Below are 12,529 nucleotides of genomic sequence, written 5' to 3' on the forward strand. Positions count from 1 at the left end.
TTCATAATTTTCTAATTTATTATATCCTAAATTGTGATAAAAAGCAACTTGAACGCTGAAAGTGGTCAGTTGCTCCCTTTAAAAATATAGATTTTACTGAAAATATAGTTTAAAATGATAATCAAAATTTGTGCTAGGATAGTTTCAATCGTATTAACTCTATCTATATTATATTCAACAAACTGGCCAATAATATCAGGAAAGGTTGTAACAAAGATATAAGTTAAAAGAATGTCAAGACCAAGTGTAGAGAGACGAGCTAAGAAAAATTTAGCCAGACGGGTTGGCCAATTCCTTCTCTCTTGTTTAAAGACGATTGTATCATTTGTGAGAAAGGCAAAGAGAATCCCGATAATATTAGCGAGGGCAGTTGCGAGGATTTCCTGGTGGCTGATATGGTAAATAACCAAACGTGATGAAATAGAAACCAGAGTCGTAGCACCACCGAAAAATAGGTAGGAGAGAATCTCGTTAACAAAGAAAGATCTTATTAGTTTTTTCATGATTTTAGTATAGCATAAAGCTGGCTAATGTGCTATAATAGTAAGGTTGATAATCTCAACCCTTGGTGCTTAGCTTCTTTCACCAAGCATATTTTACGCGGGAAAACGCTAAAGGAGAAAACATGAAAAAATTAACTGTTCGTGACATGGCAGACATCGCTATCGTTGCTGCTATCTATGTAGTTTTGACTATTACGCCACCGATCAATGTTCTTAGTTTTGGGGTGTATCAGTTCCGGATTTCAGAAATGCTGAATTTCTTGGCATTTTACAACCCTAAATACATTTTCGGTGTGACAATTGGATGTATGATTGCTAATTTATTTAGTAGTTTTGGCCTAATAGATGTCTTTGTCGGTGGAGGTTCTACCCTAGTTTTCCTTAGTCTAGGTGTATGGCTCTTTGGAAAATACAGCAAAGATTACCTCTTTAACGGATTGATTCGAAAAGATCATTTCTTCTTTTCAATCCTCTTCTCCATTTCAATGATTACCATTGCAGCTGAACTCCATATCTTGACAGAAGCTCCCTTCTTCTTCACATGGTTCTCTACAGGGATTGGAGAGTTTGCATCACTTATCGTAGGTGCGATTTTGATAGGTAAACTGGGACAGCGAATCGATCTAACAAAATAAGAAGGTTATAAGCTAGATTCTTGATAAATCTAGCTTTTTTCATTTCATAAATTAAAAGAGAGCGCTTGACAAGAACATAGAACTATAGTATACTTTTTAGGTAAGCTGATTTAGCTCAGTTGGCAGAGCGCATCCATGGTAAGGATGAGGTCGCCGGTTCAATCCCGGCAATTAGCATGATAGAAACAAATTGACCTTGGGAGACCAAGGTTTTTCTTATACCTCTATGAAAATGAAGCCCAAGAGTTTTGGATGTTGACAAAAGTGACTCTATCTAGTAGAATAGTAGGTGCGATGAGTCGATAGGCAGTCTTCGGACTGCTATTGAGCATAAGGAGGTCATAACGCAGGAGCGGACCTTGATGAGTTGTGTGAACCTGCTCATCACATGAAGATGCCTCTTAGTCCCTGGTCAATGACTAGGGATTTTTAATTTTCAGAAAATATAACCCAAAAATGCTTTTCAATTTCTTGAAAAAGTAGTATAATACATCTATTATAGAAATTTTTAGAAAATTCCGAAAGAGGTTATTTATGGGATATACAGTTGCTGTAGTCGGCGCGACAGGTGCTGTCGGCGCTCAGATGATAAAAATGTTGGAAGAATCAACACTTCCAATCGATAAAATTCGTTACCTTGCTTCTGCACGTTCAGCAGGCAAGACTTTGAAATTTAAAGACCAAGATATTACGATTGAAGAAACGACTGAGACCGCTTTTGACGGTGTTGATATTGCACTCTTCTCAGCAGGTGGTTCGACATCAGCTAAGTATGCACCATATGCAGTTCAAGCTGGGGCGGTAGTAGTAGATAACACATCTTATTTCCGTCAAAATCCAGATGTACCATTGGTTGTCCCAGAGGTCAATGCGCATGCACTTGATGCCCACAACGGAATCATTGCCTGCCCTAACTGTTCAACAATCCAAATGATGGTGGCGCTTGAGCCTGTTCGTCAAAAATGGGGCTTGGACCGTATCATTGTTTCAACTTACCAAGCGGTTTCAGGTGCTGGTATGGGAGCGATTCTTGAAACACAACGTGAACTTCGTGAAGTCTTGAATGACGGTGTGAATCCACGTGATTTGCAAGCGGAAATCTTGCCTTCAGGTGGTGATAAGAAACACTATCCTATCGCTTTTAACGCTCTTCCACAAATCGATGTCTTTACTGACAATGATTACACTTACGAAGAGATGAAGATGACCAAGGAAACTAAGAAAATCATGGAAGATGATAGCATCGCAGTGTCTGCAACATGTGTGCGTATTCCAGTCTTGTCAGCTCACTCTGAGTCAGTTTACATCGAAACAAAAGAAGTGGCTCCAATCGAAGAAGTGAAAGCAGCTATCGCAGCCTTCCCAGGTGCTGTTCTTGAGGATGACGTAGCGCATCAAATCTATCCGCAAGCTATCAATGCTGTTGGCTCACGTGATACCTTTGTCGGTCGTATCCGTAAAGACTTGGATACTGAAAAAGGAATCCACATGTGGGTTGTTTCAGATAACCTCCTCAAAGGTGCTGCTTGGAACTCAGTTCAAATCGCAGAAACGCTTCACGAACGTGGATTGGTTCGTCCAACAGCGGAATTGAAATTTGAATTAAAATAGTCATATCGTTTAGGAGTTCAGATGAACTCCTTCTTTGAAATAGAGAGGTGTTTCTCATGTCTTATCAAGATTTAAAAGAGTGTAAAATCATCACGGCCTTTATTACCCCTTTCCATGAGGATGGTTCCATCAACTTTGATGCTATTCCAGCCTTGATTGAGCATTTATTGACCCATCATACAGATGGAATTCTTCTAGCTGGAACGACTGCTGAGAGTCCGACTCTGACCCACGATGAAGAGTTGGAGCTATTTGCGGCTGTACAAAAGATTGTCAATGGACGTGTTCCTTTGATTGCAGGTGTAGGTACCAATGATACACGTGACTCGATTGAATTTGTCAAAGAAGTCGCAGACTTTGGTGGCTTCGCTGCTGGACTTGCTATCGTACCGTACTACAACAAACCTTCTCAAGAAGGAATGTACCAGCACTTTAAGGCAATTGCGGATGCTTCTGACTTACCTATTATCATCTATAACATTCCAGGGCGTGTGGTAGTGGAATTAACTCCAGAAACCATGCTTCGTTTGGCTGACCATCCAAATATCATCGGTGTTAAAGAATGTACCAGCTTGGCCAATATGGCTTACTTGATTGAACACAAGCCAGAAGAATTCTTGATTTATACAGGTGAAGATGGAGATGCCTTCCATGCCATGAACCTTGGTGCGGATGGGGTTATTTCTGTTGCCTCCCATACAAATGGAGATGAGATGTACGAGATGCTCACTGCCATTGCAGAAAGCGATATGAAGAAAGCAGCAGCTATTCAACGTAAATTCATTCCTAAGGTCAACGCCCTCTTCTCTTATCCAAGTCCTGCACCTGTTAAGGCGGTTCTTAACTATATGGGATTTGAAGCTGGACCAACTCGATTACCTCTAGTTCCAGCACCAGAAGAAGATGCCAAACGCATTATCAAAGTTGTCGTAGATGGCGACTACGAAGCAACTAAGGCAACTGTAACTGGTGTTTTAAGACCAGATTACTAATAACTACAATAAAATCCATGACCGCAAGAACGATCATGGATTTTTTTATTTTCCTAAACAGAATTGGCTAAAGAGTTGGGTGATAAGTTCATCAGGAGCAGCATCTCCAGTGATTTCTCCGAGGATTTCCCAAGTACGGGTCAAGTCAACTTGCAACAAATCAACTGGCATACCCAGCTCAAGACCTTCATTAACTGCTTGTAGGCTTTCAACTGCTTTTTCAATCAAGGAAATGTGACGGGCGTTAGATAGATAAGTAGCATCTTGCTCGACCAAACCAGCATTTTCAAAGAAGAGGTTGTTAATACGCTCTTCAATCTTATCGATATTTTGATTTTTAAGAACTGAAATACGGATAACATCTTCAGGCAGTTCCGAAGTTTCAATCGCTTCAGGAAGATCAGTTTTATTAAGTAGAATAATGCGGTTGGTATCCTGACTGATTTCTAAGAGTTGTCTGTCTTGTACTGTTAGCGGTTCACTGGCATTGAGCACCAGTAGAACCAAGTCAGCTTCCTTGAGAGCTTTTTTGGAACGCTCGACACCGATTTGTTCGACGATGTCATCTGTTTCACGGATACCCGCAGTATCAATCAACTTAAGGGGAACACCGTTGATGTTGACATATTCTTCGATGACATCTCGTGTAGTACCAGCGATATCCGTCACGATAGCCTTGTCTTCACGTAAGAGGTTGTTGAGGAGGCTGGATTTCCCAACGTTGGGGCGTCCGATGATGGCAGTTGAAATTCCCTCACGAAGGATTTTACCTCGACGGGCTGTTCGAAGGAGATTGGTTAGCAATTGCTCAAACTCCATAGTCTTCTCACGGACAACAGCAGTAGTGGCTTCCTCAACATCGTCGTACTCTGGATAGTCGATATTAACTTCTACTTGGGCAAGTGTATTGAGGATTTCTTGGCGAGTATTATTAATGAGGTCAGAAAGAGAACCGTCCAATTGTTTGACTGCGATATTCATGGCTTTGTCAGTCTTGGCACGGATGATGTCCATCACCGCCTCAGCCTGTGTCAAGTCCACACGACCGTTTAGAAAGGCACGCTTGGTAAATTCACCAGGTTCTGCCAACCGAGCTCCTTCACGGATAGCTAGCTGGAGAATTTCATTGGTCACCGCAATCCCACCGTGGGTGTTAATCTCGATAATGTCCTCGCGAGTGAAGGTCTTTGGAGATTTCATAGCCCCAACCATAACCTCGTCCATGACCTTACCAGTTTGAGGATCAACGATGTGACCGTAGTTAAGAGTATGGCTGGCAACCTTACTCAAATCCTTGCCTTTAAAAATCTTTTGCACAATGGCAAAACTGTCAGTTCCGCTCAAACGGACAATACCAATGGCCCCTTCACCTAGTGGAGTAGAGATAGCAGCGATGGTATCAAATTCACGTGTAATCATACTAATTCCTTTTGTAATTCTTTTCTTAGGATAGGTATCCAAGCATCTCTTCAAATTGTAACAAAATTAGACTGATTCTTCAATGGATGCTACTTGGAGATTGAAAAAGCCTAAGCAATTCTGCTTAAGCTAGCTTATTTGGTGCGCATTTCCCCTTGTGGGAAGTAAGTTCCTTCTGGCATGTCATTGATGATGACATGGACAGCAGATTGAGGTGCTCCAGTATTGCGGACAACAGCTTCCGTTACTTCCTTAGCAAGAGCTTTCTTTTGATCAAGCGTGCGTCCTTCAAACAAATCGATGCGAACAAACGGCATAATTGATTCCTCCATTAACTGAATGATTTCTTCTATTTTACCATATTTTGCCATTTAAAGCTTTCGGAAAATATGATATACTAGAATGAAGCAAAAAATTAGAAATGGACGTGAAATAGAAGCATGGCACAGTTGTATTATCGTTATGGGACTATGAACTCAGGTAAAACGATTGAGATTCTCAAGGTAGCCTATAACTATGAGGAGCAAGGAAAAGGTGTTGTCATCATGACCTCTGCTCTGGATACACGTGATGGTGTTGGTTATGTATCTAGTCGAATCGGCATGAAGCGACCAGCTCTTGCGATTGAAGATGATACAGATATCTATGGCTTAATCCGAGATTTGGAAGTCAAACCCTACTGTGTCTTAGTCGATGAGGCCCAGTTTCTCAAGCGTCACCATGTTTACGACCTAGCTCGTGTTGTCGATGAGTTAGACATACCCGTCATGGCATTCGGATTGAAGAATGACTTTCGCAATGAACTCTTCGAAGGTTCCAAACACCTTTTGCTCTTAGCAGACAAAATCGACGAAATCAAGACCATCTGTCAGTACTGTAAGAAAAAGGCGACTATGGTGCTGCGAACTCAAGATGGTGTGCCAGTCTATGATGGCGAACAAATTCAGATTGGCGGTAATGAAACCTATATCTCAGTCTGTCGTAAACATTATTTTGCGCCAATGATAACATCTAACCAGGAGCACAACTATGACAATTGAACTGAGAGATGTTACAATGGAAAATTATTTTGATGTTTTAAATTTGGATGTCAAGGAATATCAAAAACAATTCATTGCAACCAACGCAATTAGTTTAGCTGAAGCATATGTCTACACTAAAAATGGAGATTTTGTAGCTCCATTGGCAGTTTATGATAATAATGCAATTATAGGTTATGTGATGATAGCTTATGATAAAAAGATCGGAATTAGTAGTGAAAATTATTTACTATTTCGTTTTATGATTGATAAGAATTTTCAAAATCAAGGATATTTTAAACCAATTATGGATAAAGTGCTAGACTATGTTTGGACAGCGCCAGCAGGTTTAGGCAATAAACTTTGGTTGTCTTATGAGCCAGAAAATGAACATGCAAGATCTTGTTACCTCAGTTATGGATTTAAAGAAACTGGGGAAATATTTGAGAACGAAGTAGTAGCAATCTATGATTTAACAATTGAGAAATAAGGAGAAAAAATGAACATCTATGATCAACTACAAGCTGTAGAAGACCGTTATGAAGAATTAGGAGAATTGCTCAGTGACCCTGAAGTGGTATCTGATACCAAACGCTTCATGGAATTGTCCAAAGAAGAAGCTGGGACACGTGATACAGTAACGGCCTACCGTGAGTACAAACAAGTTCTTCAAAACATCGTTGATGCTGAGGAGATGATTAAGGAATCAGGCGGAGATGCGGACTTGGAAGAAATGGCCAAGCAAGAGCTCAAAGATGCCAAGGCTGAAAAAGAAGAGTACGAAGAAAAACTAAAAATCTTGCTTCTTCCAAAGGATCCAAACGATGACAAGAACATCATCCTTGAAATCCGTGGAGCAGCTGGTGGAGACGAAGCAGCGCTCTTCGCTGGAGATTTGCTAACTATGTACCAAAAGTATGCGGAAGCCCAAGGCTGGCGCTTTGAAGTCATGGAAGCTTCTATGAATGGTGTCGGTGGTTTCAAGGAAGTGGTTGCTATGGTTTCAGGTCAATCTGTATATTCTAAGCTTAAGTACGAATCAGGTGCTCACCGTGTGCAACGTGTCCCTGTGACAGAAAGTCAAGGCCGTGTTCATACCTCGACAGCGACAGTTCTAGTCATGCCTGAAGTGGAAGAAGTAGAGTACGATATTGATCCAAAAGACCTTCGTGTTGACATCTACCACGCATCAGGTGCTGGTGGACAGAACGTCAACAAGGTTGCGACTGCTGTTCGTATCGTTCACTTGCCAACCAATATCAAGGTTGAGATGCAGGAGGAACGTACCCAGCAGAAGAACCGTGAGAAGGCTATGAAAATCATTCGTGCGCGTGTGGCTGACCACTTTGCTCAGATTGCTCAAGATGAACAAGACGCTGAACGTAAGTCTACTATCGGTACTGGTGACCGTTCAGAACGGATCCGTACTTACAATTTCCCACAAAACCGTGTCACAGACCACCGTATTGGCTTGACCCTTCAAAAACTAGATACCATTTTGTCTGGTAAATTGGATGAAGTTGTGGATGCCTTGGTTCTTTATGACCAAACACAAAAATTAGAAGAATTAAACAAATAATGAAATTAGCTCAATTATTTTCAGATTTTGAAGAAGAGTTGATAAGACAAGGAGAGGAAGCTGAAAGCCTCTCTTTTGTCTATCGTAGCCTGAAAAAACTCTCTTTTACAGACTTTGTCTTTGCACTCCAGCAAGAAGTAACAGAGGAAGAAAAACAATTTGTAGTGGAAATTTACCAGCAGTTAGCGTCCCACAAACCAGCTCAGTATATCATTGGTCACGTAGATTTCTTTGGAATGCAGTTAAAAGTGGATGAGCGAGTTTTGATTCCTCGTCCAGAGACAGAAGAGTTGGTGGAACTCATCCTAGCTGAAAATCCTAAAGAAAATCTCAAGAACTTGGATATTGGTACTGGAAGTGGTGCCATAGCCCTCGCACTAGCAAAAAACAGACCAGATTGGTCAGTGACAGCAGCAGATATTTCACAAGACGCCTTAGAGCTTGCATCAGAGAATGCTAAAAATCAAAATCTTAATATATTTTTTAAAAAATCTGATTGTTTTACAGAAATTTCTGAAAAATATGATATAATTGTATCCAATCCACCCTATATCTCTCGTGAAGATGAGTCAGAGGTCGGTTTGAATGTTTTGCATTCGGAGCCTCATCTAGCTCTCTTTGCAGATGAGGATGGCCTAGCTATTTACCGCAGAATTGCGGAAGATGCAAAAGACTATCTCACAGATGGTGGTAAGATTTACCTTGAAATTGGATACAAGCAAGGTCAAAGTGTTCCTGCGCTTTTTAAGAAACATTTTCCTGAAAAACGAGTACGAACACTCAAAGACCAATTTGGTCAAGATAGGATGGTTGTAGTTGATGATGGACAGGATTAGACAAGAGTTGGAAAAGGGCGGAGCTGTCATTCTGCCTACAGAGACGGTTTACGGTCTTTTTGCTAAGGCCTTAGATGAAAAAGCTGTCGACCATGTTTACCAACTCAAACGTCGTCCTAGAGATAAGGCGCTCAATCTTAATGTTTCTTCTCTAGAGGACATCTTGCACTTCTCAAAGAATCAGCCAACTTATCTCCAAAAGCTTGTAGAGGCCTTTTTACCGGGTCCCTTGACCATTATCCTTGAAGCCAATGACCGAGTTCCCTATTGGGTCAATTCTGGTCTTACAACAGTGGGATTTCGGATGCCGAGTCACCCCATTACACTTGATTTGATTCGAGAGACAGGACCCTTGATTGGGCCGTCTGCCAATATCTCGGGTCAGGCGAGTGGAGTGACCTTTGCTCAAATTCTAGAGGATTTTGACCAAGAGGTTCTGGGTCTGGAGGACGACGCTTTTCTAACTGGACAGGATTCGACGATTCTGGATTTGTCTGGAGACAAGGTGAAAATCTTACGCCAAGGGGCGATTAAGCGAGAAGATATTCTTGCTCGGTTGCCAGAGATTTCTTTTGAGGAGGAGTGAGATGCTAAGAGATTTGCAAGAAACAGATGTGAATGCTATATGTGAGATTAACCAAGAGGCTTTGGGCTATTCTTTTAGTCTAGAGGACACAGCTAGTCAACTAGCTAGATTATCTCAGGATTCCCATCATTTCCTACTTGGTTATGAGGATGAAGCCAGCCATACCTTGCTTGGGTATGTCCATGCTGAAGTTTATGAATCCCTCTATTCCAAAGCAGGATTTAATATCTTAGGCTTAGCGGTTTCACCTCAAGCACAAGGGCAAGGTATCGGTAAAAGCTTACTGCAAGGGTTGGATCAAGAAGCAAAAAGACGGGGCTATGAGTTTATCCGCTTAAACTCTGCCGATCATCGTCTGGGTGCTCACGCATTTTATGAAAAAGTTGGTTATACTTGTGATAAAGTGCAGAAACGGTTTATTCGCATCTTTTAGTATATTTTCTTAAACTAAAAGACCTGTCATATTATAAAGGAGAAGACCTATGATTTTTGACAAAGACGATTTTAAAGCATACGATGCTGATCTCTGGAATGCTATTGCCAAAGAAGAAGAACGCCAACAAAACAATATCGAGTTGATTGCTTCGGAAAACGTGGTTTCCAAGGCTGTTATGGCAGCTCAAGGGTCTATCTTGACAAACAAATATGCCGAGGGGTACCCAGGACGCCGTTATTATGGTGGAACTGATGTAGTAGACGTGGTAGAAACTCTAGCTATTGAACGTGCAAAAGAAATTTTCGGTGCTAAATTCGCCAATGTCCAACCTCACTCAGGAAGCCAAGCTAACTGTGCGGCTTACATGGCCTTGATTGAGCCAGGTGATACCGTTATGGGGATGGATTTGGCAGCAGGTGGACACTTGACCCACGGAGCTCCAGTTAGCTTCTCTGGTCAAACATACAACTTTGTTTCTTACAGTGTGAATCCTGAAACGGAACTCTTGGACTTTGATGCTATCTTGAAACAAGCCCAAGAAGTAAAACCAAAACTAATCGTAGCAGGTGCTTCAGCCTATTCTCAAATTATCGACTTCTCAAAATTCCGTGAAATCGCAGATGCTGTTGGGGCTAAGCTCATGGTGGACATGGCTCATATCGCTGGTTTGGTGGCAGCCGGACTTCACCCAAGCCCAGTGCCATACGCTCATATCACTACAACAACGACCCACAAAACCCTTCGTGGACCACGCGGTGGTTTGATTTTGACTAATGACGAAGAACTTGCTAAGAAAATCAATTCAGCTATTTTCCCAGGTATTCAGGGTGGTCCTTTGGAGCATGTTGTGGCAGCTAAAGCTGTTTCTTTCAAAGAAGTTTTGGATCCAGCCTTCAAGGAATATGCTGCCAATGTTATCAAGAACAGCAAGACTATGGCAGATGTCTTCTTGCAAGATCCTGATTTCCGTATCGTCTCAGGTGGTACTGAAAATCACCTCTTCCTAGTGGATGTGACTAAGGTTGTTGAAAACGGAAAAGTTGCTCAAAACTTGCTAGATGAGGTTAATATTACCCTAAATAAAAACTCAATCCCTTACGAAACCTTGTCACCATTCAAGACAAGTGGGATTCGTATCGGATCTGCAGCCATCACTGCACGTGGATTTGGTGAAGAAGAATGCCGTAAAGTGGCTGAACTCATCATTAAAACCCTTAAGAATGCAGAAAATGAAGCTGTCTTAGAAGAAGTGAGAAGTGAAGTCAAAGCGTTGACAGATGCCTTCCCACTATACGAGGACTAATACTTTTATGGACATTTATATTAAGAAAACTATTATCCATCAGTTCAGCCCAGACGATACCGAGCTGTTTCTAGCGGATAAGTTTCTCAATATCACTCCAAAAATCGAGGAATACCTGCGCAAAAAAATCGAACGTGTGTATTCAGATGAAGCCAAGACTGGGATTTTCGAAGAAGAAAATCCCTTCTTCAATCATATCACGGATGATTTGTTGGAGACATCAGTAACACTGGCTAATCTCTGGAAAGAGGAGTTCAGCATTTCTGAAAATCTCAAGACCAATGACTTGGTTTTTGTTCAGTTTTCTAAAGAATGCGTTGAACATTTCGCTTTCTTGCGAATTGGTCTACGTGAGACCTTGACCCACCTCAGTGGAGAAGTTGATAATCCAATCAAGCTAACTCAGAATAATCTACCTGGATTTGGAACGGGAGCTGACGAGGCCTTGGTGGTCAATCTTCAAAGTCGCAAGTATCACTTAATCGAGAAACGAATCAAGTACAATGGGACTTTTTTGAACTACTTTTCAGAGAATCTTCTTGCTGTAGCCCCTAAGATTTCACCAAAGAAGTCCATCAAGGAACTGGAAAAAACGGCTCAGAGAATTGCAGAGTCCTTTAACACAGATGATTTTCAATTTCAATCCAAGGTCAAATCAGCGATTTTCAACAATCTGGAAGAAAGCAATGAACTGTCACCTGAAAAATTGGCTAACGACCTTTTTGATAACAATCTGACAGCTCGTTTGAGCTTTATCGACCAGGTCAAGGAAGCTGTACCAGAACCAGTCCAGTTCGATGAAATTGATGCCAGTCGCCAATTAAAGAAATTTGAAAACCAGAAACTTTCCTTGTCAAATGGAATTGAGCTCATCGTTCCCAATAATGTCTATCAAGACGCCGAGTCTGTTGAGTTTATCCAAAATGACAATGGAACCTATTCTATCTTAATCAAAAATATCGAGGATATTCAAAGTAAATAATGTTTAAATTTATAAGAAGAGTGCTTGTGCTAGCAGTCTTCCTTTTCGCAGGATACAAAGCTTATCATATCCATCAGGATGTTAAACAAGTCATGACCTACCAACCCATGGTTCGAGAAATCTTGAGCGAAAGAGATACTCCAGCCAATGAAGAGTTGGTGCTCGCCATGATTTATACCGAAACGAAGGGAAAAGAGCGAGATGTCATGCAGTCTAGTGAGTCTGCTAGTGGCGCTACCAATACCATCAAAGACGATGCCTCTAGTATTCGCCAAGGGGTACAGACTTTAACAGATAATCTCTATTTGGCACAGAGCAAAGGAGTAGATGTCTGGACCGCCGTTCAAGCCTATAATTTTGGACCTGCCTATATCGACTTTATCGCTCAGAATGGCAAGGAAAATACTTTGGCTCTAGCCAAGCGTTATTCCCGAGAAACGGTCGCTCCAATCCTTGGCAATACTACTGGGAAGACCTACACCTATATCAACCCTATTTCTATCTTTCACGGAGCCGAACTCTATGAAAATGGTGGAAATTATTACTACTCGAGACAGGTTCGCTTCAATCTCTATATCATGAAATTCTTTAATTTCTTCTAAACATCTGGTTTGACCAGGTGTTTTTC

15 protein-coding genes, 1 tRNA gene and 1 riboswitch are annotated in these 12,529 nt (G+C 41.4%); of the genes, 13 read left to right on the top strand and 3 right to left on the bottom strand.

The window, feature by feature from the left end; translation table 11 throughout:
* Positions 1-65: 65 nt before the first annotated feature.
* Positions 66-503 carry a GtrA family protein gene (locus ACLV7H_RS05035; RefSeq protein WP_411866533.1) on the bottom strand — a complete coding sequence of 146 codons (438 nt, stop codon included), beginning with the start codon at positions 501-503 and terminating at the stop codon, positions 66-68.
* Positions 504-531: 28 nt separating this feature from the next.
* Positions 532-628, top strand: a riboswitch (PreQ1 riboswitch).
* Here ACLV7H_RS05035 and ACLV7H_RS05040 point away from each other — a divergent pair.
* From ACLV7H_RS05040 to dapA, 4 genes are all read left to right on the top strand, one after another.
* Positions 626-1,138: a QueT transporter family protein gene (locus tag ACLV7H_RS05040; protein WP_411866534.1), complete on the top strand. Its 513-nt coding sequence runs from the start codon at positions 626-628 to the stop codon at positions 1,136-1,138. Its footprint overlaps the riboswitch before it by 3 nt.
* Before the next feature lie 104 nt (positions 1,139-1,242).
* A tRNA-Thr gene (locus ACLV7H_RS05045) sits at positions 1,243-1,315 on the top strand.
* Positions 1,316-1,672: 357 nt separating this feature from the next.
* Positions 1,673-2,749 carry an aspartate-semialdehyde dehydrogenase gene (locus tag ACLV7H_RS05050; RefSeq protein ID WP_411866535.1) on the top strand — a complete coding sequence of 359 codons (1,077 nt, stop codon included), beginning with the start codon at positions 1,673-1,675 and terminating at the stop codon, positions 2,747-2,749.
* 56 nt (positions 2,750-2,805) lie between these two features.
* Entirely contained in the window at positions 2,806-3,741 is a 936-nt protein-coding gene (gene dapA, locus ACLV7H_RS05055) for a 4-hydroxy-tetrahydrodipicolinate synthase (protein WP_045591424.1), read from the top strand.
* 45 nt (positions 3,742-3,786) lie between these two features.
* Here the strand turns inward: dapA and mnmE are convergent, their stop codons facing one another.
* On the bottom strand, positions 3,787-5,160 hold the full coding sequence (gene mnmE, locus ACLV7H_RS05060) for a tRNA uridine-5-carboxymethylaminomethyl(34) synthesis GTPase MnmE (RefSeq protein WP_045591423.1): 1,374 nt from the start codon (positions 5,158-5,160) through the stop codon (positions 3,787-3,789).
* 134 nt (positions 5,161-5,294) lie between these two features.
* On the bottom strand, positions 5,295-5,477 hold the full coding sequence (locus ACLV7H_RS05065) for a 4-oxalocrotonate tautomerase (protein WP_001117394.1): 183 nt from the start codon (positions 5,475-5,477) through the stop codon (positions 5,295-5,297).
* Positions 5,478-5,600: 123 nt separating this feature from the next.
* On the opposite strand from ACLV7H_RS05065, the gene ACLV7H_RS05070 reads away from it, so the two are divergent.
* From ACLV7H_RS05070 to ACLV7H_RS05110, 9 genes are read left to right on the top strand one after another with little or no spacing between them, the layout of a single operon-like run.
* Entirely contained in the window at positions 5,601-6,200 is a 600-nt protein-coding gene (locus ACLV7H_RS05070; RefSeq protein WP_411866536.1) for a thymidine kinase, read from the top strand.
* A complete protein-coding gene (locus ACLV7H_RS05075; protein WP_411866537.1) occupies positions 6,190-6,669 on the top strand; it encodes a GNAT family N-acetyltransferase in 480 nt (159 codons plus the stop codon). The genes ACLV7H_RS05070 and ACLV7H_RS05075 overlap by 11 nt, the downstream gene beginning before the upstream one ends.
* A 9-nt stretch (positions 6,670-6,678) precedes the next feature.
* Positions 6,679-7,758: a peptide chain release factor 1 gene (gene prfA / locus ACLV7H_RS05080; protein ID WP_215804644.1), complete on the top strand. Its 1,080-nt coding sequence runs from the start codon at positions 6,679-6,681 to the stop codon at positions 7,756-7,758.
* Complete coding sequence (gene prmC / locus ACLV7H_RS05085; RefSeq protein WP_411866538.1) at positions 7,758-8,594, top strand: peptide chain release factor N(5)-glutamine methyltransferase; 837 nt, start codon at positions 7,758-7,760, stop codon at positions 8,592-8,594. Before prfA ends, prmC begins: the two co-directional genes overlap by 1 nt.
* Positions 8,578-9,180 (top strand): L-threonylcarbamoyladenylate synthase, encoded by a 603-nt coding sequence (locus ACLV7H_RS05090; protein ID WP_045591405.1) that lies wholly within the window; start codon positions 8,578-8,580, stop codon positions 9,178-9,180. Before prmC ends, ACLV7H_RS05090 begins: the two co-directional genes overlap by 17 nt.
* Before the next feature lies 1 nt (position 9,181).
* Complete coding sequence (locus ACLV7H_RS05095) at positions 9,182-9,613, top strand: GNAT family N-acetyltransferase (protein WP_061587081.1); 432 nt, start codon at positions 9,182-9,184, stop codon at positions 9,611-9,613.
* Between the two features lie 49 nt (positions 9,614-9,662).
* Positions 9,663-10,919 (top strand): serine hydroxymethyltransferase, encoded by a 1,257-nt coding sequence (gene glyA, locus ACLV7H_RS05100; protein ID WP_411866539.1) that lies wholly within the window; start codon positions 9,663-9,665, stop codon positions 10,917-10,919.
* Between the two features lie 7 nt (positions 10,920-10,926).
* Positions 10,927-11,901: a nucleoid-associated protein gene (locus ACLV7H_RS05105; protein WP_411866540.1), complete on the top strand. Its 975-nt coding sequence runs from the start codon at positions 10,927-10,929 to the stop codon at positions 11,899-11,901.
* Positions 11,901-12,503 (top strand): lysozyme family protein, encoded by a 603-nt coding sequence (locus tag ACLV7H_RS05110; protein WP_004240129.1) that lies wholly within the window; start codon positions 11,901-11,903, stop codon positions 12,501-12,503. Before ACLV7H_RS05105 ends, ACLV7H_RS05110 begins: the two co-directional genes overlap by 1 nt.
* Positions 12,504-12,529: the final 26 nt, after the last annotated feature.

This window comes from Streptococcus oralis (assembly GCF_965111685.1).
Lineage (GTDB): Bacteria > Bacillota > Bacilli > Lactobacillales > Streptococcaceae > Streptococcus > Streptococcus oralis_B.

Excerpts from the sequence above, each read along its gene's own strand:
- ACLV7H_RS05035 (WP_411866533.1), bottom strand. The coding sequence starts at position 503 with ATGAAAAAACTAATAAGATCTTTCTTTGTTAACGAGATTCTCTCCTAC.
- ACLV7H_RS05040 (WP_411866534.1), top strand. The coding sequence starts at position 626 with ATGAAAAAATTAACTGTTCGTGACATGGCAGACATCGCTATCGTTGCT.
- ACLV7H_RS05050 (WP_411866535.1), top strand. The coding sequence starts at position 1,673 with ATGGGATATACAGTTGCTGTAGTCGGCGCGACAGGTGCTGTCGGCGCT.
- dapA (WP_045591424.1), top strand. The coding sequence starts at position 2,806 with ATGTCTTATCAAGATTTAAAAGAGTGTAAAATCATCACGGCCTTTATT.
- mnmE (WP_045591423.1), bottom strand. The coding sequence starts at position 5,160 with ATGATTACACGTGAATTTGATACCATCGCTGCTATCTCTACTCCACTA.
- ACLV7H_RS05065 (WP_001117394.1), bottom strand. The coding sequence starts at position 5,477 with ATGCCGTTTGTTCGCATCGATTTGTTTGAAGGACGCACGCTTGATCAA.
- ACLV7H_RS05070 (WP_411866536.1), top strand. The coding sequence starts at position 5,601 with ATGGCACAGTTGTATTATCGTTATGGGACTATGAACTCAGGTAAAACG.
- ACLV7H_RS05075 (WP_411866537.1), top strand. The coding sequence starts at position 6,190 with ATGACAATTGAACTGAGAGATGTTACAATGGAAAATTATTTTGATGTT.
- prfA (WP_215804644.1), top strand. The coding sequence starts at position 6,679 with ATGAACATCTATGATCAACTACAAGCTGTAGAAGACCGTTATGAAGAA.
- prmC (WP_411866538.1), top strand. The coding sequence starts at position 7,758 with ATGAAATTAGCTCAATTATTTTCAGATTTTGAAGAAGAGTTGATAAGA.
- ACLV7H_RS05090 (WP_045591405.1), top strand. The coding sequence starts at position 8,578 with ATGATGGACAGGATTAGACAAGAGTTGGAAAAGGGCGGAGCTGTCATT.
- ACLV7H_RS05095 (WP_061587081.1), top strand. The coding sequence starts at position 9,182 with ATGCTAAGAGATTTGCAAGAAACAGATGTGAATGCTATATGTGAGATT.
- glyA (WP_411866539.1), top strand. The coding sequence starts at position 9,663 with ATGATTTTTGACAAAGACGATTTTAAAGCATACGATGCTGATCTCTGG.
- ACLV7H_RS05105 (WP_411866540.1), top strand. The coding sequence starts at position 10,927 with ATGGACATTTATATTAAGAAAACTATTATCCATCAGTTCAGCCCAGAC.
- ACLV7H_RS05110 (WP_004240129.1), top strand. The coding sequence starts at position 11,901 with ATGTTTAAATTTATAAGAAGAGTGCTTGTGCTAGCAGTCTTCCTTTTC.